General features: G+C 62.9%; 19 protein-coding genes and 1 pseudogene. 9 read left to right on the top strand and 11 right to left on the bottom strand.

Features of this window, described 5'->3' with window-relative positions:
* Positions 1–72 precede the first annotated feature (72 nt).
* The 7 genes from YUO_RS0111875 to YUO_RS0111840 form a co-directional block, all read right to left on the bottom strand.
* On the bottom strand, positions 73–1,152 hold the full coding sequence (locus tag YUO_RS0111875; RefSeq protein WP_035726596.1) for an ABC transporter ATP-binding protein: 1,080 nt from the start codon (positions 1,150–1,152) through the stop codon (positions 73–75).
* Entirely contained in the window at positions 1,149–2,129 is a 981-nt protein-coding gene (locus YUO_RS0111870; RefSeq protein WP_198028026.1) for an ABC transporter ATP-binding protein, read from the bottom strand. The genes YUO_RS0111875 and YUO_RS0111870 overlap by 4 nt, the downstream gene beginning before the upstream one ends.
* Positions 2,129–3,700 carry an ABC transporter substrate-binding protein gene (locus tag YUO_RS0111865; protein WP_028347454.1) on the bottom strand — a complete coding sequence of 524 codons (1,572 nt, stop codon included), beginning with the start codon at positions 3,698–3,700 and terminating at the stop codon, positions 2,129–2,131. Before YUO_RS0111865 ends, YUO_RS0111870 begins: the two co-directional genes overlap by 1 nt.
* Before the next feature lie 16 nt (positions 3,701–3,716).
* A complete protein-coding gene (locus tag YUO_RS0111860; protein ID WP_198028025.1) occupies positions 3,717–5,210 on the bottom strand; it encodes an ABC transporter substrate-binding protein in 1,494 nt (497 codons plus the stop codon).
* A gap of 71 nt (positions 5,211–5,281) precedes the next feature.
* Complete coding sequence (locus YUO_RS0111855; RefSeq protein ID WP_028347452.1) at positions 5,282–6,169, bottom strand: ABC transporter permease; 888 nt, start codon at positions 6,167–6,169, stop codon at positions 5,282–5,284.
* Positions 6,166–7,104 (bottom strand): ABC transporter permease, encoded by a 939-nt coding sequence (locus YUO_RS0111850; RefSeq protein ID WP_028347451.1) that lies wholly within the window; start codon positions 7,102–7,104, stop codon positions 6,166–6,168. Before YUO_RS0111850 ends, YUO_RS0111855 begins: the two co-directional genes overlap by 4 nt.
* Positions 7,105–7,453: 349 nt before the next feature.
* Positions 7,454–7,708, bottom strand: a complete 255-nt coding sequence (locus YUO_RS0111840) for a hypothetical protein (protein ID WP_028347450.1) — start codon at positions 7,706–7,708, stop codon at positions 7,454–7,456.
* A 365-nt stretch (positions 7,709–8,073) separates the two neighbouring features.
* On the opposite strand from YUO_RS0111840, the pseudogene YUO_RS0111835 reads away from it, so the two are divergent.
* Positions 8,074–9,321, top strand: a pseudogene (locus tag YUO_RS0111835) (SulP family inorganic anion transporter); the annotation flags it as partial.
* Positions 9,322–9,338: 17 nt separating this feature from the next.
* On the opposite strand, the gene YUO_RS0111830 reads toward YUO_RS0111835, so the two are convergent.
* From YUO_RS0111830 to YUO_RS40505, 4 genes are all read right to left on the bottom strand, one after another.
* Positions 9,339–9,920 carry a DUF2889 domain-containing protein gene (locus YUO_RS0111830; RefSeq protein WP_028347448.1) on the bottom strand — a complete coding sequence of 194 codons (582 nt, stop codon included), beginning with the start codon at positions 9,918–9,920 and terminating at the stop codon, positions 9,339–9,341.
* A 29-nt stretch (positions 9,921–9,949) separates the two neighbouring features.
* Entirely contained in the window at positions 9,950–10,927 is a 978-nt protein-coding gene (locus YUO_RS0111825; protein WP_028347447.1) for an NADPH:quinone oxidoreductase family protein, read from the bottom strand.
* Between the two features lie 84 nt (positions 10,928–11,011).
* Positions 11,012–12,085, bottom strand: a complete 1,074-nt coding sequence (locus YUO_RS40510) for an LLM class flavin-dependent oxidoreductase (RefSeq protein ID WP_035726593.1) — start codon at positions 12,083–12,085, stop codon at positions 11,012–11,014.
* Between the two features lie 80 nt (positions 12,086–12,165).
* Complete coding sequence (locus tag YUO_RS40505) at positions 12,166–12,924, bottom strand: FadR/GntR family transcriptional regulator (RefSeq protein WP_035726591.1); 759 nt, start codon at positions 12,922–12,924, stop codon at positions 12,166–12,168.
* Between the two features lie 154 nt (positions 12,925–13,078).
* Here YUO_RS40505 and YUO_RS0111810 point away from each other — a divergent pair, with 154 nt between their 5' ends.
* The 8 genes from YUO_RS0111810 (at position 13,079) to YUO_RS0111770 (ending at position 21,499) form a co-directional block, all read left to right on the top strand.
* Positions 13,079–14,443, top strand: a complete 1,365-nt coding sequence (locus YUO_RS0111810) for an ABC transporter substrate-binding protein (RefSeq protein WP_051379385.1) — start codon at positions 13,079–13,081, stop codon at positions 14,441–14,443.
* Positions 14,440–15,339: a carbohydrate ABC transporter permease gene (locus YUO_RS0111805; RefSeq protein WP_028347445.1), complete on the top strand. Its 900-nt coding sequence runs from the start codon at positions 14,440–14,442 to the stop codon at positions 15,337–15,339. Before YUO_RS0111810 ends, YUO_RS0111805 begins: the two co-directional genes overlap by 4 nt.
* Before the next feature lie 20 nt (positions 15,340–15,359).
* On the top strand, positions 15,360–16,187 hold the full coding sequence (locus YUO_RS40500; RefSeq protein ID WP_035726588.1) for a carbohydrate ABC transporter permease: 828 nt from the start codon (positions 15,360–15,362) through the stop codon (positions 16,185–16,187).
* A 5-nt stretch (positions 16,188–16,192) separates the two neighbouring features.
* Positions 16,193–16,984, top strand: a complete 792-nt coding sequence (locus YUO_RS0111795; protein ID WP_035726651.1) for a shikimate dehydrogenase family protein — start codon at positions 16,193–16,195, stop codon at positions 16,982–16,984.
* Between the two features lie 342 nt (positions 16,985–17,326).
* Entirely contained in the window at positions 17,327–17,740 is a 414-nt protein-coding gene (locus tag YUO_RS0111785) for a DUF3830 family protein (protein WP_028347443.1), read from the top strand.
* A 2-nt stretch (positions 17,741–17,742) separates the two neighbouring features.
* Positions 17,743–18,681 (top strand): allantoinase PuuE, encoded by a 939-nt coding sequence (gene puuE, locus YUO_RS0111780; protein ID WP_028347442.1) that lies wholly within the window; start codon positions 17,743–17,745, stop codon positions 18,679–18,681.
* Between the two features lie 4 nt (positions 18,682–18,685).
* The gene (locus YUO_RS0111775; RefSeq protein ID WP_035726587.1) at positions 18,686–19,909 is read left to right on the top strand and encodes an allantoate amidohydrolase; all 1,224 of its coding nucleotides are present in this window, start codon (positions 18,686–18,688) and stop codon (positions 19,907–19,909) included.
* Between the two features lie 195 nt (positions 19,910–20,104).
* The gene (locus YUO_RS0111770) at positions 20,105–21,499 is read left to right on the top strand and encodes a hypothetical protein (RefSeq protein ID WP_028347440.1); all 1,395 of its coding nucleotides are present in this window, start codon (positions 20,105–20,107) and stop codon (positions 21,497–21,499) included.
* The last annotated feature ends 251 nt before the right edge of the window (positions 21,500–21,750 follow it).

The raw sequence follows: 21,750 nt of genomic DNA, 5'->3' as shown, positions 1-21,750 counted from the left end.
AGTAGGGCCCCATTCTACTTTGCATAGGGTTGTTTTCGCAATTTTGTGTCTGGGCCCTTACACCGCTCTGGCTCAGGCCGATGTCCGTGCCGTCTTCGCCGCCTCGAAGGCCGCCAACCGCGCGGCGAATTTGCCGTTCGCAAGGCCGGCGCGCGCGAGGATGGTCGGGGCGGGCAGCGTCTCGAAAAAATGACAGGCCACGCGATGGCCGGGTGCCGCCTCGCGCAGCTCCGGCTCCTCGGCCGAACAGCGCGCCTGCGCATGCGGGCAGCGGGTGTGGAAGCGGCAGCCGGTCGGCGGCTTGAACGGGCTTGGCACGTCGCCCTGCAGCATTACGCGCTTGGTGCGCAAGGCAGGATCAGGTTTCGGGATCGCCGCGAGCAGCGCCTGGGTATACGGGTGCAACGGCCGGTCGTAGAGCGACTTCTTGTCTGATATCTCGACCAGCTTGCCCAAATACATCACGGCGACGCGGTCGCTGATGTGCTTCACCACGGCAAGATCATGGGCGATGAACAGATAGGAGAGGCCAAAACGCTGCTGCAGATTCTGCAGGAGGTTGACGATCTGCGCCTGGATCGAGACGTCCAACGCCGATACCGGCTCATCGCAGACGATCAAATCGGGATTGGCGGCGAGTGCGCGGGCGATACCGATGCGCTGGCGTTGCCCGCCCGAGAACTGGTGCGGATAGCGGCTGGCATGTTCGGGCAGCAGGCCGACGATGTCCAGCAGCTCACGGCCGCGTGCCTCGCGCGATGCGTCATCGCCGATTTCGTGAACGCGCAGCGGCTCGGCCAGGATTTCGCCGACGGTCATGCGCGGATTGAGCGAGGCATAGGGATCCTGGAAAATGATCTGCATATGCCGCCGCATCCGGCGCAGCGCATTCTTGTCGAGATCGGCGATTTCCTTGCCCTTGAAGCGTACCGAGCCGGCGGTCGGGTCCATCAAACGCAGGATCAGCCGTCCGGTGGTCGACTTGCCGCAGCCGGATTCGCCGACCAGCGCGAGCGTCTCGCCGCGGGCGATCTCGAAGCTGACATCTTCGACGGCGCGCACGAGCCCAATGGTCTTGCGGCGGATCAGCCCGCGGGTGACCGCAAAATGCTTGACCAGACCGTCGACCTGCAAAACGGGGGCGTCGCTCATGATGTCACCTCGACCGGGGCTTTCCAGCACGCGACCTGGTGACCGGGCGCGATGTCGCGCAGCGGTGGCGGATCAAGCCGGCAGCGCCGGTCCGCAAACGGACAGCGCGGCGCAAAGCGACAGCCCGCCGGCTGGTTGTTGGGGCTGGGCACCGTGCCCTCGATGGTGGCGAGCCGCTTGCGGTCGATATCGATGCGCGGGATGGAGCCGAGCAGGCCGATGGTGTAAGGATGCTGCGGGTCGGCGAACAGGTCATTCACATCGGCGCTCTCGACGATTCGCCCGGCATACATCACCAGCACCTGGTCGGCGACCTCAGCGATGACGCCGAGATCGTGGGTGATGATCAGGATCGCCATGCCAAGCCGCCGCTGCAGGTCGCTCAACAGGTCAAGAATCTGCGCCTGGATGGTGACGTCGAGCGCCGTGGTCGGCTCGTCGGCGATCAATAGCGCCGGCTCGCAGGAGAGCGCCATCGCGATCATGACGCGCTGCCGCATGCCGCCCGACATGTTGTGCGGAAAGTCGTCGATGCGTTGCGCCGCTGACGGAATCCGCACCAGCTCGAGCATCTCGATCGCGCGTGCGCGCGCCGCGCGCGGCGACATCGCGGTGTGGGCGAGGATCGCCTCGACGATCTGCTGGCCCACGGTGTGGACCGGATTGAGCGAGGTCATCGGCTCCTGAAAGATCATCGACATCTTGCCGCCGCGCAGCCTGCGCCGCTCGTCGGCCGTGAGCTTCAGCACGTCGCGATTGCCGAACAGCACCGCCTCGGCCTCGACCTTGCCCGGCGGACTCGGCACCAGGCCCATCACCGAAAGCGAGGTCACGCTCTTGCCGCAGCCGGACTCGCCGACAAGGCCGATGGTGCGTCCGCGCGGAACGCTGAAGCTGATGCCGTCGACGGCGCGGAACAGCCCGCGGTCCGTCGCGAAGTGGGTTTTCAGGCCGCGAACCTCGAGGAGCGTATCCATCAGAAGGAGTAATCCAGTCCCTTATAAAAAGTGTTCTGGTAGAGCATGTGCGGCCTGACGCCCTTCATCTTCTTCGAGCTGGTGGTGTACATCGCAATGTTCATCACCGGCATCCATAGATGCTCGCCCATCACCTTCTCCTGCACACGGGCGTAGTTGAGCGCACGCTCGGTTTCGGTCAACGCGGCGCGGCCGGCGCGCAGCCACTCGTCGGTCTCGGCGTCCTTCCAGTTCATGCGATTGGGAGTGGGGACGTTCTTCGAGTTGAAATAGATGTTCATCAACTCGCCGGCCGACAGGTAAGGCACCGTCACGGTCCACAGTTCATAATCCTGCTTGCCCATCTCGGCGGGCGCGATCGTGGAGTCGAAGCCGACGATCTTCCAATCGACGCCGATCTTGCGCATGTAGCCTTGAATGGCTTCGGAGACGCGCGGGAAATAGGCGACCTGCGTGAACAGCACCCGGGGCGCCAGCTTCATGCCGTCCTTCTCGCGGATGCCGTCGGCGCCGACCTTCCAGCCGGCCTCGTCGAGCAGCTTCTTTGCCCGCTCCACATCTTCCTTGATAACGCCCTTGGTTTTCTCGGCGAAGTCCAGCGCCTTGGGGTCGACGAAGGTGAATGCCGGTTCGGCATTGCCCAGCATGACGCCCTTGACGATGTCGGCGCGGTTGATGGCGATGTTCATCGCCTCGCGCACGCGCTTGTCTGATACCATCGGCCGCGTGATCTTGTAGCCGTAATACATGAGCTGGAAGTTGGGCTGGACTTCCTGGACGGTCAGGTTGGGTGCGGCCTTGACTTGGTGAATGAACGCCACCGGAAGCTGGTGCGTGACGTCGAACTGCCCGCCCAGCATGGCGGCAACACGGCTGGAATCCTCTGGCACGATCTTGATGCTGAGTTTCTCGAACTTCACCGGGCCCTTGTTCTGGTACATCGACGGGCCCCATTTGTAGGCGTCGTGGCGCTTCAGCACGATTTCCGTGCGCGGCTGCCAGCTCTCGAAGCACCAGGGACCGGTGCCGTCGATTCCCTTGATGCCGTAATCCTTGCCGAGCGTCTCTACGCTCTCCTGATTGTGGATTGCATTGGTGTACATGGTGAGCTGCAGCAACAGCTCGGAGTAGGGCTCGTTGAGCTCATATTCGACAGTATAGGGATCGGGCGCGCGCACTTCCTTGATGTCGCCGGCGCGCCAGGCGTAGGGCGCTTTGGTTTCCGGATCCTTCAATCGCTTGAACGTGTAGACAACGTCTGCGGCGGTGAACTTCTTGCCGCTGCAGAACGTCACGTCGTCGCGCAGCTTGAAGACGTAGGTTCTGCCGTCCTCGCTGATCGTCCACGATTTCGCGAGGTAGGGGATCGTCGTCTTGCCGTCCCAGTCGAGCGCAACCAGCGTATCCTGGATCATGTTGACGATGTCAGATGTGGGAGACCACGTCGTGCGCTGGCCGTCATAATGCGGCGCGTCCAGCGATTTCATCATTCGCAAGGTCTGCGCCTCGGCACTCCCGCATATTCCGGCTGCCCCGAGCAGCGCGGCAACGCCCGTCAAAATGCTGCGCATCGTGTTCTCTCCCTCGTTACTTCTGGCGCGACACGTCCAAGCCTTTGTAGAAAGTGTTCTGGTAGATCATGTGCGGCCTCGCGTCTGATATCTTCTTGCTGGCCACCTGGTTCATGTTTATGTTGAGCACGGGCATCCAGAGGTGCTCCCGCATCACCTTCTGCTGGACCTTCGCGTAATATTTGGCGCGGTCGGCTTCCGTCAGCGCCGAGCGTCCCTGCTTCAGCCATTCATCGGTTTCGGCGTCCTTCCAGTTCATCCGGTTGGGCGTCGGAATGTTCCTGGAATCGAAGTAGATGTTCATGAGGTCGCCGGCCGACAGATACGGCACCGTCACCGACCAGATTTCGTAGTCCTGCTCGGCCATCTTGGCGGAGGCGATCGTGGAGTCCCAGGGCTGAAGTTGCCACTGCACGCCGATGCGGCGCAGATAGCCCTGGATCGCCTCGGCTACCCGCGGCGTGTTGCCGGCCTGGGTGTAGTAGACCTTGGGCTGCAGCTTGATGCCGTCCTTTTCGCGAACGCCGTCGCTGCCGATCTTCCAGCCGGCTTCATCGAGCAGGGCTTTTGCACGCTCGATATCCTCCTTCACGATCCCCTTGGTGGCGGGGTCGTGATCGAGCGCGTCGGAATCGACGATGGTGAAGGCTGGATCGGCGTTGCCAAGCAAGACGCCTTTGGCGATCTCGCCGCGGTTGATGGCGATGCTCATGGCTTCGCGCACGCGCTTGTCTGATACCATCGGCCGCGTCGTCTTGAAGCCGAAATAGAGCAACTGGAAGTTCGGCTTGGCCTCGGCGACGGTCAGCATCGGCGCCGCCTTGGCCTGCGCGATGAACTGCGGCGGGAACTGATGAGTCATGTCGAACTGCCCGGCCATCATCGCCGCCACGCGGCTGGATTCCTCGGGCATGATCTTGACGCTGAGCTTCTCGAACTTCACCGGCCCCTTGTTCTTGTACATCGACGGGCCCCATCGGTAGGCATCGTGGCGCTTTAGCACGATCTCGGTGCGCGGCTGCCAGCTCTCGAAACACCATGGACCGGTGCCGTCGGCACCCTTGATGCCATAATCCTTGCCCAGCGCCTCCACGCTCTCCTTGTTGTGGATGACGTTGGTGAACATGGTGAGCTGCAGCAGCAGTTCGGAGTAGGGCTCCTCGAGCTCGTATTCGACCGTGTAAGGATCTGGCGCACGCAACTCCTTGATGTTGCCGGCGCGCCAGGCATAGGGCGCCTTGATCGCAGGATCCTTTAGCCGCTTGAAGCTGTAGACGACGTCGTCGGCGATGAATTTCTTGCCACTGCAGAACGATACGTCGTCGCGCAGCTTGAACGTATAGGTCCTGCCGTCCTCGCTGATCGTCCATGACTTGGCGAGATAGGGAATCGGCGTGCGGCCATCCCAGTCGAGCGCGACCAGCGTGTCCTGGAACATGTTGACGATATCAGACGTCGGCCCCCAGGTTGTGCGCTGCGCATCGTAATGCGGCGCGTCGATCCCTTTCATGAGTTGGAGAGTCTGGGCCGCCGCCGGGCCCGTGACGCATAGTGCCAAGGACATTCCCAGTGCGAACCTGATCATGTCTGCAGCCTCGGATCGAGGACGTCGCGGAATGCGTCGCCCAGAAGGTTGGCGGCCAGCACGATCACGAAGATGGCACAGCTCGGGATCGTCGCGATATGCGGCGCCATGAACAGGAAGTCGCGGCCCTGCGCTGCCATCATGCCGAGCTCGGCGGTCGGCGGCTGCGCGCCCATGCCGAGGAAGCCGAGCGCGGCGCCGATCAGGATGATCTGGCCGAAGCGCAGCGTCAGGAACACGAAGATCGTCGAAATGCAGTTCAGCGTCAGATAGCGCCAGATCAATTCACCGTCGGAGACGCCGACGGCGCGGCCGGCCTCCATGAATTCCTGGCCCATCACGCCGATCGCCGCGCCGCGTGCAACGCGGGCGACATCGGGTACCGTGGCAACCACGAGCGCGATCACCACGGCGGTCAGCCCGGCGCCGAAGATCGCCGCCACCGCAAGCCCGATCAGGATCGCAGGAAAGGCAAGCATCACGTCGACCAGCCGCATGATCCAGCCGTCCAGCCGCCGGTAGTAGGCGGCGAGGATGCCGAGAACGCCGCCGATGAAGCCGCCGACGATCACGCCGACCAGCCCGAGCATCAGCGTGTTGCGCGTGCCGTAAAGGACTCGGCTGAAAATGTCGCGCCCGGTATTGTCGGTGCCGAACCAGTGCGCGGCGTCGGGAGGCAGCATCACCTTAGTGAGATCGGTGAAGTAGGGATCGTAGGGCGCGATCCAGGGCGCAAACAGCGCCGCCAGCACGATAGCCGCGAGCGCCAGCCCGGCGAGTGCAGCGACCCGGTCGCGCGCCAGCCGGCGCAACACCCCGGCGCGGGCGAATGCGCCGGCTTCGCGCTCCTGGACAAAGCCTTGTTCGAGAGCCTCGACGCTCATCTGCGTTGCACCCTGGGATCGAGATAGACGTAGAGCACATCGACCAAGAGGTTGATCGTCAGGAAGGCGATGGCGAGGATCATGATCGCGCCCTGCGCCGTCGGAAAATCGCTGGAGACGATGGCGCCGACGGCAAGCCGGCCGACGCCGGGCCATGAGAACATGGTTTCCGTGACGACGGCGCCGCCGAGCAGGAACGCCGCTTGCAGCCCGATCAGGGTGACGACGGGGATCATGGCGTTGCGCAGCGCGTGATGAATGATCACCACCCGCTCACGCAATCCCTTGGCGCGCGCCGTGCGGACGAAATCGGCGCCGAGCACTTCGAGCACGGCGGTGCGCGTCAGCCGCGCGATCGGGCCGATCAGCACCGCGCCGAGCGTCAGAGCGGGCAGGATCAGGCTCGGCAATCCGCCGTCCCATACCGGGCCGGTGCGGCCGGTGAAGGGCAACAGCCCCCATTTGAACCCAACGAACTGGATCAGGATCAGGCCGATGAAGAACACCGGCATCGACACGCCGGCGACCGAGCAGGCCATGATGATGCGATCGGTGAGGCGGCCGCGATGGACTGCCGCCAGCGTCCCGAGCCCGAGGCCGGCCGGCACTGCGATCAGCATCGCACCGAGCATCAGCTCGATCGTCGGCCCGATCGTCATCGCCAGTTCTTCGCTCACCATTCGGTTGGAAATGATGGAGCGGCCGAGATCGCCGCGCAGCACACGCAGGATGTATTCGAAGAACTGAATGGGGATCGATCTGTCGAGACCGAGTTCCTGACGGATCGCGGCGATGGTCTCAGCCTTCGCATCGGGCCCGGCAATGATCATCGCGGGATCTGCCGGAACGACCTGCAGCAGGCAAAAGCAGAGGAAGAGAACCCCGAGCAGAGCGGGGAACGAAATCAGCAGGCGATGGACAATCTGTTGTCCCATGCGACGCCAACGGACGGTTGGGCCAAAAGGAACTCACGCGCCCACGCCGACGCTATTGTCTCTCCCTTGGCAGCCGCACTTCGTCCGACGTGCGCGGCATTTGATTATCGGGGAATAGTGACATGCGTCCGACGTAGCGTCACGCTCAATCTGACAATTCGTTTCGGGCTGCGTCCTTTTGCGTCGGCGCGACGACTTCTTGCGATGCGAAAAATCCGTGTCACGGGATTTTCGCTGACTCGCCGGCCGTGCTTGGCACCGCGCCCATCTCGATGATGAGCGAAATCAGTGTGAATGCGTCCAGTGGTGAATAAACGGCGGTCACACGCGCAGGGATTCACAACGCGATCTACTGCACGACGTTCCCGGCGTGCTTGCTGGACGCACGGGTCGATGAACTTTCGAACTCATGAGAGCCGTCCATCAGGTGCATGACCTCGATGCAATCGGCGTTCAGGCGGTCGTTGTCGACCAGCCGCCCCGCAAGCACTTTCGCCTGAGAGGGATCGTCGGACTGTACGTCGACCCAGCGCTGGAGGCACTTGAAGCTGTGACCGTCGGAATTCAAGAGATCTTTGTAGAAGGAGACGCGGTAATTGCTCATCTTGGCACTCCCCGTCGATCCGGCATCTGGCGCTAGCTTATACTCTCAGGCGCGCATGTCGGCCAGCCGCTTGCTCGGCCGCGAAGTCGATTTAATCTAGCGCGCTCTTCGGCATGTTGGTCCTGCAGCCTGTAGGTGTGCGAAGCGCCAAGAAGCTACCGGAAGGATCGAGGGCGACGGCGCTTGCGCCGAGTACCATTGAATCCGTATCCCACGGCCGGCAGCCAGCCGGGGCTACGCACTGGACCGGCGTCATGCTCGGTCTCATCCAGCGAAAATGGCTTGGGGCCCCGTATCGAGCCGGTGGCCGCCCGGTGTGTGTTCCATTATACATAATTTCGAATCTACACTGGCTCCGCCCATAAATGCCCGACGGTACCGCCACCGCCCATCATTACCGACCCAAGCTCATCACCGTTCTGTCGGAGGGCTACGGTGTTGCCAGCTTTCGGAAGGACATGCTGGCGGCGCTCACGGTCGCGATTGTCGCTCTCCCGCTCTCGATGGCGATTGCCGTCGCCTCGGGCGTATCGCCCGAGCGGGGGTTATACGCCGCCGTCATCGGCGGCTTTTTAGTATCGGCGCTCGGCGGCAGCCGCTATCAGATCGGCGGTCCCGCCGGCGCGTTCATCGTCCTGGTATCGGCCACGGTGACGCGGTTCGGTCTGGAAGGGCTGCTGCTGACGGTTTTCATCTCCGGCTTCATGCTGACGCTGATCGGCCTTTTGCGGCTAGGCGCGCTGATCCGTTATATCCCCCATGCGGTGACCGTCGGCTTCACCGGCGGCATCGCGGTCACGATCTTTGCTAGCCAGCTACGGGATCTCGGCGGCCTGAAGCTTCCGGCTGCCGAACCCGGGCCGCTGCTGCCCAAACTTGCAATGCTCGGCCAGTCCTTGCCGACCATCTCGCCGGCCGCGGTCATGATCGGCATCGGCTCGGCGGCCCTGATCTTCATAGTGCGGCGGCTTTCGCCGAATGCGCCAGGAATGCTGATCGCGGTCGTGCTGGCCGCGGTCGCTGCGTGGTTGTTCCATCTGCCGGTCGAGACGATCGGCAGCCGTTTCGGCCAGCTTCCGGACGGATTACCGGGACCGCGTCTGCCGGCGATTTCTTATGCGACCGTGCTCGAGGTATTGCCGGCGGCGCTGTCCTTCACGCTGCTCGGGGCGGTCGAAAGCCTGCTGTCCGCAAAGGTCGCCGACGGCATGACCGGGCGCAAGCACCGCTACAACATGGAGGTCGTGGCGCAAGGCATCGCCAACGTCGCGTCTGCTCTGTTCGGCGGCATCAGCGTCACCGGCACGATCGCCCGCACCGCGACCAATATCCGTGCCGGGGCGTGCAGCCCGGTCTCCGGCATGACCCATGCGCTCTTCGTACTGGTGTTCATGGTGGCCGCAGCACCGCTCGCAAGCTTTGTCCCATTGTCGGCGCTGGCGGGCGTGCTGGTCGTCGTCTGCTGGAATATGGCCGAGAAGGAGGAGTTCCTGCGCCTGCTTCGCAACTGGCGCAGCGCGGCGGTGCTGATCGCAACCTTCGGCCTGACGCTGATCGAAGACCTGACGGTTGGCATCATCGCCGGCTGCGCCTTGGCCGCGGCGTTTGCGATCTACGATCGCGTCCGCGCCTAATCCTGCGCCGCCGGCTTGGTCGCGAACTGCGGAAACATCGCCGCGACGACGGGGCCGTCGGTGCGCCAGGAATGGCAGCCGCCGATGAAGAAGGGACGCTGGCCGGAGTTCTGCTGGTTCTCCAGCGTATCGCGGCCTCCCGGATTTCTGCCATAGGACATGGTCTGGTACAGCGTGGTCACGGCGGGGCCGAGCAATTCGGCGAGATGCGTGCAGGTCTCGATCCGGCCGATCTTGCGTCGCACCGTCTCGCGCCAGCCGGGGCCTATGCGCTCGCCGACCAAGCGCTGCAAGATCGGCTCGACCTCGATGCAGGTCGGGTAGGGCGTGGCGCGCATCATCGCCTCCGCCTCGCGGATGGTCATGCCGTCGTCGATCGCCAGCCGCAGGCCGATATCGTGGACGGGATCGCCCGGCTTCAGTTCGCTGCGGAAACGATCGGCACGCTGGGTGAAAGGCTTTGTATCCCGCAGCCACGCTTCGACTTCCCAGAGCCCGTCATCCCGCAGAAAGCCTTCGCATTCGACCGACCGCGTGTGCATCAGGCGACGCGATGGCTTGCCGTTTTCCAGAGACATCGGTTCGTATCCTGCTTCGATGCGTCGCTTCAGCCGAACTTCACAATCATCTTGCCGAGCGCCGATCGCGACTGCATGGTCTTGAACGCCTCGCGGAAATTCTCGAACGGCACGATCTTGCCGACCACGGGCTGCAATTTTCCCGATGCCAGCCAGTCGAACAATTGCGCCATCAGGCGGGTGTGCGTCTCCGGCTCGCGCTTCTGGATCTGGGCGAGGTCGACGCCGAGCAGCGCGCCGCCCTTGAGCAGCGGCAGGTTGAACGCCAGCGCTGGAATGGTGCCGGAGGCGAATCCGACGACGAGGTGCCGCCCGCGCCAGGCGATCGAGCGGAACGCCTGCAGCGATACTTCGCCACCGACGGGATCGAAAATGACATCCGGGCCATGCCCGCCGGTCAGTTCCTTCAGCGTCTCCCGCCAATCCGCCTGGGTGTAGTCGATGGTCTGATCGGCGCCGTGACGGACCGCGAAGTCGCGCTTTTCCGGCGTTGAGGCCGCGGCGATCACCCGCGCGCCCATCAGTCTGCCGATCTGGACGGCGGCGATGCCGACGCCGCCGGCCGCGCCCAGCACCAGCAATATCTCGCCTTCGCGCAGCGACGCGCGGGCATCCAGCGCGTAAAGCCCGGTCAGATAGTTGGCTTGAAACGACGCGCCCGCCTCGAACGGAACTTGTGGCGGCAGGTGCTGGAGCGCCGCAGACGGCACCGAGATATATTCGGCCAGCGCGCCGGAACGGGCCATGCCGATCACCGGCATGCCCGGCTTGAACGCGCCGATATTATCGGCAACGGCATCGACCGTTCCGGCAAACTCCGTTCCCGGCACGAACGGCAGCGGGTCCTTCGTCTGATAAAGGCCCTGCACCTTCAAGCCATCGACGAAGCCGACTGCCGCGGCGCCGATCCTGACGCGGACTTCGCCCGCGGCGAGGCCGGGCGTATCGATCTCCTTGATCGAGATACCGTCGATCGAATTGTAGTTCTCGACAACGACCGCCTTCATGCAAATTCTTTCATGCGTTTTCTCTTCATGTCCCAAGACCTTGCGCCGGTGTCTTGAGGTGCCTGCGGATACTTGAGGTGAACTCTATTCGGCGGCTTCGACCTGCCGGTCGATCGCCAGCGCGCCTTGCTTGATGAGTGGAATCAAGTCGCGGCCGATCGCCATCGTGTCGTGCGGATTCTCGAAGCCGCGCAGCAGGAAGGAATGAATGCCGAGCCGGTAATATTCCAGCACTGCTGCCGCGATCTGCTCGGGCGTTCCAACCAGGCATGACGTATTGCCGGGCGCGCCGGTGGCACGCGCAATCCCCATCCATAGCCGCTCGTCATGGACGTCGCCGCGCGCGGCGTAGCCGAGCAGGCGTTCGGCGGAATGATTGGTCGGCTGCGGCGCGGCACCGGTCTTGCGCTCGACATCCGCCAGCAGCGCGTTCGCCTTGTTCCACGCCGCGCCTTCGCTGTCCGCCATGATCGGCCGCAGCGACATGTTGAAGCCGACACTGCGCCCAAAGGCGGCTGCTCGGCGGCGGAAATCCTGCACCCGTTCTCGCGTTTCCTTCAGCGGCTCGCCGAAAATTGCGAACACGTCGCAATGTTTGGCGCCCATCTCTAGCGCGCCCTCCGACGAGCCGCCGAAGAACAGCGGAGGGAAGGGCTGCTGGTAGGGCTTGATATCGGAGAAACCGCCCTCGACGCGGTAGAACTCACCCCTGTGATCGATCGGGCTGTCGCTGGTCCAGAGTTTTTGCATCACCTCCAGATATTCGCCGGCACGGCGATAGCGCTCATTCTTGGGCAGGAAGTCGCCTTCGCTCGCCTGGTCCGCATCGCTGGTGCCGGCGATGATATGCAGTGCCATCCGGCCCTGCGTGAGCTGGTCGAAGGTCGCGACTTGCCGCGCGGCTAGGGCCGGGGCCACCGAGCCCGGCCGGTGTGCGATCAGGAACTTGATCCGCTCGGTGTGGTCGGCCGCATAGAGCGCAATCGCAAATCCTTCGGCGGCGGAGGCGTAATAGCCGACAAGAACGGCATCGTAGTTCCACTGCTCATGCAGGCGAGTGAAGTCGATCACCCATTGGCGGGAAATCTGTCCCTTGATCAGGTGAACCGCGACGCCCTCCTGCTGGGTGCCGATCATCCCGATGATTCTTGCGGGCATTTGTGTTTCCCCGGACGTTGTTGCTTGATCCGAATGAAACGCGCATCGTTCAGGGAATGCAAGCGCTTAGGGACTTGCGTTTACACGCCGTCTTGACGTCCGGTTTCCGCTGCGACCGTCTCGCCAGTTTTGCGGCGTGACAGGGCAGAAGTGATATTGCGTTCGGTCAGGTCCATCAGGCGGTGCATCGCGCGGCGCGCGCCGTCGGGATTGCGTGCCCAGATCTCGTCGAGGATCGCGCGGTGATAGGGCAGGCTTTTGCGCGGCGCGCCGGGATTCAAGGTGGACAGTTCGAACGACATGCGCAGCGCAGCCTCGACGGTGGCGCCGAACGCGACCAGGAAATCATTGCCCGTCGCGGTCAGGATGCCGCGGTGAAAGCGAAGGTCGGGCTCGGAATAGGCGCGGCTATCCATGCCGGCGGCGTCCATCTCGCGATAGGCCCGTTCGATACGGGCGAGGTCGACATCCGAGCCACGCTCGGCGCAGATCGCGCAGGCCTCCGGCTCCACGATCCGGCGCACCTGCATAAGCTGCCGGGCGAACTCTTCGCTCGGCCGTTCTGCCCAGGTCCATTCCAGGAGCTCGGCGTCCAGCATGTTCCAATTGATCCGCTCGCGCACATGTGTGCCGGCCTTCTGGCGGGCCGCGATCAATCCCTTGGCCTTGAGAATGGAGAGAGACTCCCGGATCGAGGTGCGGCTGACGTCGAATTGCGAGGCGAGCTCGATCTCACGCGGCAGCGTGCTTCCCTCCTGCCACGTGCCGGAGACGATGAGCTTGGCGATTTCCCGCGCGACGTGGGTGGTGGACTGACGGAGTTCGACGTCCCTGGGCAAATCGTGGACCCTCAAGCCTTGAAATAATATTGTCTGCTTTATTGCGATGCGATGTCAATTCACGTCATAAAAATAGTGTATGCGGGAGAAGCCTCCTTTTGACAGAAATTTTTATGTCGGTCATATTGTCCAAAAGACTGTCAGGGAGGGTGCCATGACCAAGAAGAATTCGAGCCATAAATCCGCGGGCTTCAGCCGCCGGGCGCTGCTTCAGACCGGCGCCGCCGCCCTCGGCGCCGCCGCATTTCCGCTGCCAGCCATTGCACAAACAAAACCATTTGCCGGCGTCACGCTGCGCGGCGCGTCCTTTCAGCACCGCTTTTTCACGCTGCTGCAGAACTACATCCCGGAGTTCGAGGCGCAGACCGGCATGAAGGTTGATCTGCAGCTCTCGGCGTTTCCGGTCTACAACCAGCAGGCCAATCTCGAATTGTCGTCGGGCGGCTCGGCGTTCGATTTCGTCAACGTCACCTTCATCCTGGCCGCGCGCTGGGTGGCGGCCGGCTTGCTCGCCAATCTCGACGAATTCACCACTGATCCAAATCTGACGCCAGCGGGATGGAATCCGAAGGATTTCGTCGAGGGCGCGCAGGTCCCGTACCGCGACGCCAAGGGCGCCACCTACGGCTATTCCTGGGAAGGCGGGGCCATGGTGATGGGCCTGTCGCGCATGGACCTGATGGAGAAAAAGGGACTCAAGATTCCCAGGACCTTTGCCGAATTGCAGCAGGTCTGCGCCGAGATCAACGGCACCGACAACGTCAACGGCATCGTCAGCTTCCAGCTCCATCACTGGTGCCTGCCGCCCTATATCCAGGGCTTTGGCGGCAACATCTTCCGCAAGCCGCCTGCCGACATCATGCCGACGCTGAACTCGCCGGAAGCGATTCAAGCTGTTGAATATTACGCGAACCTTCTGAAGAACTACGCGCCGAAGGGCGTACTCACTTACACCGAGGATCAGGCGCGGCAATCCCACATGACCGGCCGCTCCAACATCTTCATTCATTCCAGCGCCTGGATTACTCCGATCCTGCTCTCGAACGACAGCAAGGTGAAAGACACATCACGCGTCGTCAGGATGCCCGCCGGGCCGGTGCACGACTACCCGGCCGCCAACAGCCAGGGCCTCGGCATTCCCAAGAATGCCAAGAACAAGAAAGCGGCGTGGGAATTCATCAAATGGGCGCTCAGCCCCGAAATCTCGATGCGGCTGGTCAAGGAGCACGGCCATTCTTCTGTCTGCCGCAGATCCGTGATCGAGAGTGAGGAATACCGCAAGCTGAACACGGTCAACGGGCAGGACCTTGGTGCGCTCTATCTCGAAGTGCTGGGGCTGCCGGCCAAGGGCGAGAACTACATGGCCTATCGCACGGTGAAGGAGTTCCCGATCGTTGGCGATGTTCTCAACAAGGCGTTCGAGCAGGTGGCGACCGGGCAGCTTGCAGCCCAGGCTGCGATGAACGCAGCGCAGGAGCAGGCAGTCGCCAATCTCCGCCGCGCCGGGACCGCGCTTTGAGCGGAGAAGGACTGGTCGACGCCGAGCGCCGCCGCTTCAATCGCATCGCGCTGGCGCCGAGCCTGATCGTGTTGTTCGTGATCGCAGGCTTGCCTGCGATCTATCTTGTCGTGACCAGCCTGACGCCGTTCCAACTGGTCAATCCGGGATCGTCGACCGATTTCTCTTCGCCCTTGCGGAACTATCGCCTGCTCCCGGGCGACCCGCGCTTCGTCAATTCGCTATGGGTGCAGGCCAAGCTGTCGTTCTGGGGCGTGCTGTTGCAGGTCCTGTTAGGCATGCTGTTGGCGCTATTGCTGCACACGCAGTCGCGCATCGTGGAATTCGCCCGCACCCTGTTCCTGATTCCGATGGTGCTGCCGCCGATCGTCGTGGCGATCATCTGGAAGCTGATTTACACGCCCGACATCAGCCCGCTCTACTACGCCGCAAGCCTGCTCAACGTGACCATGCCGTCGCTGACTTCGAGCGTCGATTTCGCGCTGACCGCGATCATCATCGCCGACACCTGGGAATGGATGCCCTTCACCTTCCTGATGATATTGGCCGCGCTGCAGACCATTCCGGAGGAATTTTCCGAAGCTGCCCTGGTCGACGGTGCCAACCGGCTGCAGATCTTCTTCTACATCACGCTGCCCTTCATCACGCCGATCCTGGTCATCTCGGGCATGTTTCGCCTGATCGACAGCGTCAAGGCGTTTCCGCTGGTGTTCCTCTTGACCGGCGGCGGGCCGGGCAGCGTCACCGAGGTGACCAACTATTATGCCTATCTGCTCGCATTCGACTTCAACGAAATCGGCTACTCCAGTTCGGTCACGATCGTGATGCTGCTGCTCGTCGTCGCGGTCAGCCTCGGTGTGGTGTGGATGGGCCGCCGCCGCGAGGCCATGGCATGAGTGGAGGCAAGAGTGGGAGCATGATTGGCCCGGTCCGCCGTTCGGCCAGCCCGCGCCGGCTCGTTGCGATCGGCGTGACGCTGATCATGCTGCTGTCGCCGTTCCTCTGGCTCTTGCAGATGAGCTTTAAGTCCAACGACCTGATCCTGCAGTTTCCGCCGCCCTTGATCTTCACGCCAACGCTGCAAAATTATGCCTCGCTCTGGCAAGGCGCGTTCGCGGCTTCCTTTGTCAACAGCCTGATGAGTGCGTCATTCTCCACGGCGCTGGCGCTCATTCTCGGAGTGCCCGCAGCCTATGCGTTGTCGCGCTGGGCAGGGCGGGGAAAGCACGCGCTGAGCTTTGCCATCCTGGTGACGCGGATGGCGCCGCCGATCGCATTCACGATACCGTTCTTCCTGTTCTATCGCTGGATCGGGCTGCTCGACACCGTCACCGGGCTGGTGCTGGTCTACACCAGCTTCAACCTGCCGCTGGTGATCTGGATGATGCAGCCGTTTTTTGAAACCGTGCCGTCGTCGCTGGAAGAGGCGGCGCTGGTCGACGGCGCGTCGACACGGGTCGTCTTCCTCCAGATCGTGCTGCCGATGGTCGCGCCCGGCATCGCCGCCACCGCGATCCTGTGCTTCCTCTACGCCTGGAACGACTTCTTCTTTGCGCTGATCCTGACGCGGACCAACGCGCGCACCGCGCCGGTCGCCGTGGTCAACTTCATGAACTACGAGGGATGGGAGTGGGGCAAGATCGCCGCGGGTGGCTCGCTGGTGATGGCGCCGGTCCTGATTTTCTCGCTCGCCGTGCGCCGCTATCTGGTGAGCGGGCTGACGGCGGGCGCCGTGAAAGGGTGAGAGCGATGCGGCTTCCGACCGGTGCTTCACGATTTGTATTCATCTTTGCCCATCCGGCCGGCCATGTCGGCGCGCCCCGCCATTACACGCCTTACTTCCAGGGCAATGGGCTGGACTGGCACATGGTGCCGCTCGACATCGCGCCGCAACATCTTTCTGAGACGATCCGCACGCTCGCGAAATCGCCGAGCGTCGCCGGCTTCAATCTCACGATGCCGCACAAGCCGGCGGCGTTCGAGCTGTGCGATGCGGTCGGGCCGGCCGCCGAGTTCGAAGGCGTCGTCAACACGATCCGGATCGAGGCCGGTGGACGGCTGGTCGGCGAATCCTTCGATGGCGGCGGTTTCCTGAATGCGGCGCGCGAGGAGCGGATATTCGACCCCGACCGCCGCTGCGTCGTGATCGGGGCGGGGGGAGCCGGCCGCGCGATCTGTCACGCACTGGCTGCCGCAGGCGCGAGGCGGCTGCAAATCCTGAACGAAACGCCAGGGCCGGTCAAAATCCTCGCCCAAAAACTCCGCGGCCGTTTTGCCGATCTCGAGATCAACCTGGACGAAGAATTCGACGACGCCGGCCTGCTCGTCAACGCCACCTCGCTCGGACTTCGCGAGACGGACGCCCTGCCGATGAATCCCGCGAGGCTGCCGGATGATTGCGCCGTATTCGATATCATTGCCGCCCGCCGGACCGAGTTCATGCAAGCTTGCGCCGCGCGCGGCCTGAAGGTGGTTGATGGCGTCGCGATGATCAAACACCAGTTGCCCCTGCAGACCGCATTCTGGCGCGGCGAATCCTGAGCCATCGCGCAGCGCAACCGCGTGCCATCACGCCAAAGTTCCCGATTTCGCCGATCGCCCTCCGCGATGCTCACCTTCATTCGCGAGGAGATGCCGGAAGCCTTCCCGCGCGAACGTGCCATGATATCGCCCCGGCTCGCCGACTTCGACTTCAGCGATGCTTTCGATAACGGCGATGCGCGGTCCCGTCCGGTCCCGGCGGGGGCCCACAGCTAGCTCCTGCACAGGGACGCGCGCCGATGTCCTCGCCGAAACTGCCGAATGGGGCCTTGCGTCGGCTTGTTCGGGCTGTAATGGATACGGCTGAACCACGTCCTCACCTATATCCAGAAGAAGAGATCGATGAGCCAACTGATTGTCCGCGCCGGTGAATTTACTTTCCAGGCCCGCTTCGAGGAGCAACTGGCGCCGAAGACGGTCGCCGTCTTTCGCAAGGCGATGCCGTTCGAGAGCCAGGCGATCCACGTCCGCTGGAGCGGCGAGGGTGTCTGGATGCCGCTCGGCGATCTCGATTTCGGCGTCTCCTACGAGAACCACACCAGCTATCCCGCGCCCGGTCAGATCATTCTTTATCCCGGCGGCATCAGCGAGACCGAAATCCTGCTGGCCTACGGTGGCGTGCACTTTGCGAGCAAGATGGGCCAGCTCGCCGGCAACCACTTCATCACCCTGACTTCGGGGCTCGAGAACCTGACCGCGTTCGGCAAGGCCGTGCTGTGGAAGGGCGCGCAGAAGATCCGCTTCGAGGAAGTCTGATCATGGCGGCGCCGGCTTACCCGCGCGACTTCCGCGGCTACGGGCGCAACCCGCCCGATCCGAAGTGGCCCGGCAACGCGCGGGTTGCGGTGCAGTTCGTGGTCAATTTCGAGGAAGGCGGCGAGAACAATGTTCTCGACGGCGATCGCGCCTCCGAGGCTTTTTTGTCAGACGTGCTGGGTGCGCAGCCCTGGCCCGGACAGCGCCATGCCAACATCGAGTCGATGTTCGAGTATGGCTCGCGCGCCGGCTTCTGGCGGCTGTGGCGGATCTTCGCCGAGCGCAATTTGCCGGTCACCGTGTTCGGCGTCGCGAAGGCGTTGCAGCGAAATCCCGACGTGGTTGCTGCCATGAAGGAGGCCGGCTGGGACATCGCCAGCCACAGCCTGCGATGGATCGAGCACAAGGACATGTCGGAGAACGAGGAGCGCACCGAGATCGCAGCCGCAATCCGCGTCCACACCGAGGCGACCGGCGCCCGCCCGCTCGGCTGGTACACCGGGCGCACCTCGATCAACACCTTAAGGCTTCTGATGGAAGCCGGCGGTCTGCTTTACCTCTGCGACTCCTATGCCGACGACCTGCCGTACTGGATCAAGTCGCGGGGCTCAAAGCCGCATCTGGTCATCCCCTATACGCTCGACGCCAACGACATGCGCTTTGTCAACGCGCAGGGCTTTGGCGGCGGCGACGAATTCTTCACCTACCTCAAGGACAGCTTTGACGTTCTTTATGCGGAAGGTGAGAGCGCGCCGAAGATGATGTCGGTCGGCCTGCATTGCCGGGTCGTCGGCCGCCCCGGCCGCGCGGCGGCGCTGATACGGTTTCTCGACTACATCGGAAACCACGAGCGCGTCTGGGTGCCGACGCGGCTGCAGATCGCGCAGCACTGGCACGCCAACCTGTCGCATCTTGCCGATAGCGCTTTCGATATCGGATGAAGCAATGCTCGGCGATGAAATCGTAAGCCGTATCAATCAGCTCGGAATGATTTCCGAGACCCCCGATCATCTGGCGCGGATATTCCTGTCGCCTGAGCATCGCACCGCCGCCGATCTCATTCTGTCCTGGATGCGGGATGCCGGCATGGAAGCGCATCTCGACGCCATCGGCAATGTCTGCGGCCGTTACGAGGGCGACCGCCCGGGGTTATCGTGCCTGATGCTGGGCTCGCACTACGATACCGTGCGCGATGCCGGCAAATGGGATGGGCCGCTTGGGGTCATCACCGCGATCGCCTGCGTCACTGACCTGAACCGGCGCGGCGTGCGGCTGCCGTTCGCGATCGAGATCGTCGGTTTCGCCGACGAGGAGGGCGTGCGGTTTGCCTCCACGCTGCTCGGCAGCCGGGCGGTCGCGGGAACCTTCGACGCAAGCGTGCTCGACGCGCGCGACCGTGACGGCGTCTCGATGCGCGAGGCCATGGTGCAATTCGGCCTCGACCCCGACCAGATCGGTGCGGCAGCGCGCACCTGCCGCGAGCTGCATGCCTATGTCGAGCTGCACATCGAGCAGGGGCCGGTGCTGGAACAGCAAGACATTCCGGTCGGCGTGGTGACGGCGATCGCGGGCGCCACGCGGCTCGCCGCAAATCTCTCCGGCATGGCCGGTCATGCCGGGACTGTGCCGATGGCGCTGCGGCGCGACGCGCTGGCGGGCGCTGCCGAATGCATCGTCGCGGTCGAGCAATATAGCAAGGCCGACGGCGCCGGCCTGGTCGGCACCGTCGGCGTCATCACGGCGCTGCCGGGCGCCACCAATGTCATTCCGGGGCGGGTCTCCTTCACGCTCGACATCCGCGCACCGGCCGATCCGCACCGCAAGCAGGCCGTCGCCGAGATCGTGCAGCAGATCGAGGCGATCGCAAAGCGCCGTGAACTGTCGCTGCAGATCGACGTCACCCATGAGAACCGCACCGTGCCCTGTGCGCCCTGGCTGAAAGCGCAAGTCGCGGAAGCGGTTGCGGCCGAAGGCTATGGTGTGTTCGAGCTGCCGAGCGGGGCGGGGCATGACGGCATGGCAATGATCGATATATCAGATGTCGCCATGCTGTTCGTGCGCTGCCGCGGCGGCATCAGCCATAACCCGGCCGAGCATGTCGAGACCGCCGATGTCGATGCCGGCGCGCGCGTGCTGCTGCGGCTGATCGAGAATTTCCGGCCGAGGTAAAGGCGGCAGGCTTAGGTTTCAGTGTTTGTCTGGATTAAATCTGCTCACCTGCAAGAGCTGACCTGAGCGCTGCTGCGATGCCGCTTTATGACAATGCTGTGACATCACAATTCATCTGACAGAAAGACGAATCGACGATGTCATGAGTAGCAACACGTGATAGTCCAAACCACAAGGCCTCGTTGATCCAAGCCCATGCATCGTCATATTTCATTTTCATCACATCGCGAGTACCGGTTTTATCAGGGTCCGTTTGCCTCCTGTGTCGCCAACGGTATTCAGGCCGTCAATTTTCTCGGTGATCGCTTCCTGAGAACGTACCGCCCATCGGCCGGGATCGAGGAGCTGTACGCGCACTCAGTCAACAGTGCCTTTTCTCCGACGGAGGACTTTCTAGTCACGGGGGCGCCGCACGCATCCGCCTATTATCCCCGGGACTTTGCCTGGTTTTATCCCGACGTGCTCGATCCCGAGACCATCGTGGATTCCGAGGATGCCGTACGCAGGGTTCGCTTGCTCGAGAAAAGCGTTCGGCTGATGCTGGAGGCCGTTCGCTCCGATGTCGTCACGACGACCATCGTTCCCGCAGGCCGCGATCGCTACATCGGCGTCAATTACTTCTCGCTGCCGTCGGATACGCTGCTGGGCATCCTCGCGGGTCTGGAACAGATCATGCGCGCGGACCAAAGGACATCTTCGTATTTGGCGATGGCGCAAGGCGCCTATGCCGGCCGCTTGTTGCTTGCCGAATATCGGAAGGACCTGGAGAAAGCGATATTTCAACTTGCCGGCTCGTTGCAGCCGTTCGACGACAACGGCCTCACAGCTTTGCTGTGCGACGTAACGGCACCCCGTTCCGCGGCGACAGATACCCGCGCCGAGCGCCGGCGCTTCGTCACCAACGCATGCGTCTACGCGACCTTTGTGCGCGGAATACGGTTGGGGGTGATCGACCAGATCGAGCTGGAAGGGCTGCTCGGACGCACGCTTTCACAATATAAAAAGCAATTGCTCGGGCTGTTCGGCAGGCATGGCTATGTCAGGCATTCCCTGGATTCCCGGAGCGAACCGGGAGCGTCTTCCGTTGCCCTGGACTTCGTCAATGTGCACCAGGGATTTTGGGATCTGAGCGAGGCGAGCGAACGCGCGCTGTTTGCCGCCACGACGGATCTGATCCTCGGCGAGCCGCGATTTCGAATCCCGGACACATCACACTTCCTGGTGTCCACGGATAATCCGCAGAACAAGATGATCCACAAGATTGCGGCTCCGGCCTACCAGGGGCGTTCCTGCTGGCCGACGTTTAACGTGGAGTTCGCCGATCGCATGCTGGAGTACGATGAATTTTCCGGCACCGACAAGTACCGGTCCTGCGCCCGCGATATTTTGAGAGACATCCGTACCGCGACCGAGACGCACGGCGGATATCAGGAACTGCTGTCGGAAAACGGCCTCAAGTATCGCACGTGGGCCTATCAGGGCGCCGTCGCGCACTCCTGGTTTCCCCGTTTCCTGACGGTCTGGAGGAGGGCATACGGAGCCTCGCTGCTGAGCTGGAATTCGCAATCTCTTGAGGCGGCCTCCGCATAGCGAGGCGGTGCCCGGCGCCAGGACCGACAAGTTGTCGTTCAGCCCGTGGCAGGCACGCGCAATTGCGGTTTGCTTAGATAATGAGCAGGTGCCCGTCCAGAATGCGTTGGGACGGAAAGCGCACCGCCTCAGCATCGACAATCAACGAATTGAAACAACGATCAATTTTGCTGCCGTCGGCCGCAGGCCGCCATTGTACACAATGGCACGCGCCTTGCTTGATTTCTCCCGAGGGGTTCTCTCGTTCGGGG

The organism is Bradyrhizobium murdochi, assembly GCF_000472965.1.
Classification (GTDB): domain Bacteria; phylum Pseudomonadota; class Alphaproteobacteria; order Rhizobiales; family Xanthobacteraceae; genus Bradyrhizobium; species Bradyrhizobium murdochi.
The sequence above is the reverse complement of the archived record's forward strand: the minus strand, read 5'-3'. Positions and strand labels throughout refer to the sequence as shown.

Excerpts from the sequence above, each read along its gene's own strand:
- YUO_RS40510 (WP_035726593.1), bottom strand. The coding sequence starts at position 12,085 with ATGCCCGCAAGAATCATCGGGATGATCGGCACCCAGCAGGAGGGCGTC.
- YUO_RS0111810 (WP_051379385.1), top strand. The coding sequence starts at position 13,079 with ATGACCAAGAAGAATTCGAGCCATAAATCCGCGGGCTTCAGCCGCCGG.
- YUO_RS0111870 (WP_198028026.1), bottom strand. The coding sequence starts at position 2,129 with ATGGATACGCTCCTCGAGGTTCGCGGCCTGAAAACCCACTTCGCGACG.
- YUO_RS0111770 (WP_028347440.1), top strand. The coding sequence starts at position 20,105 with ATGCATCGTCATATTTCATTTTCATCACATCGCGAGTACCGGTTTTAT.
- YUO_RS0111860 (WP_198028025.1), bottom strand. The coding sequence starts at position 5,210 with ATGAAAGGGATCGACGCGCCGCATTACGATGCGCAGCGCACAACCTGG.
- YUO_RS0111775 (WP_035726587.1), top strand. The coding sequence starts at position 18,686 with ATGCTCGGCGATGAAATCGTAAGCCGTATCAATCAGCTCGGAATGATT.
- YUO_RS0111875 (WP_035726596.1), bottom strand. The coding sequence starts at position 1,152 with ATGAGCGACGCCCCCGTTTTGCAGGTCGACGGTCTGGTCAAGCATTTT.
- YUO_RS0111855 (WP_028347452.1), bottom strand. The coding sequence starts at position 6,169 with ATGAGCGTCGAGGCTCTCGAACAAGGCTTTGTCCAGGAGCGCGAAGCC.
- YUO_RS0111785 (WP_028347443.1), top strand. The coding sequence starts at position 17,327 with ATGAGCCAACTGATTGTCCGCGCCGGTGAATTTACTTTCCAGGCCCGC.
- YUO_RS40500 (WP_035726588.1), top strand. The coding sequence starts at position 15,360 with ATGATTGGCCCGGTCCGCCGTTCGGCCAGCCCGCGCCGGCTCGTTGCG.
- YUO_RS0111850 (WP_028347451.1), bottom strand. The coding sequence starts at position 7,104 with ATGGGACAACAGATTGTCCATCGCCTGCTGATTTCGTTCCCCGCTCTG.
- puuE (WP_028347442.1), top strand. The coding sequence starts at position 17,743 with ATGGCGGCGCCGGCTTACCCGCGCGACTTCCGCGGCTACGGGCGCAAC.
- YUO_RS0111795 (WP_035726651.1), top strand. The coding sequence starts at position 16,193 with ATGCGGCTTCCGACCGGTGCTTCACGATTTGTATTCATCTTTGCCCAT.
- YUO_RS0111865 (WP_028347454.1), bottom strand. The coding sequence starts at position 3,700 with ATGCGCAGCATTTTGACGGGCGTTGCCGCGCTGCTCGGGGCAGCCGGA.
- YUO_RS0111830 (WP_028347448.1), bottom strand. The coding sequence starts at position 9,920 with ATGTCTCTGGAAAACGGCAAGCCATCGCGTCGCCTGATGCACACGCGG.
- YUO_RS0111825 (WP_028347447.1), bottom strand. The coding sequence starts at position 10,927 with ATGAAGGCGGTCGTTGTCGAGAACTACAATTCGATCGACGGTATCTCG.
- YUO_RS0111840 (WP_028347450.1), bottom strand. The coding sequence starts at position 7,708 with ATGAGCAATTACCGCGTCTCCTTCTACAAAGATCTCTTGAATTCCGAC.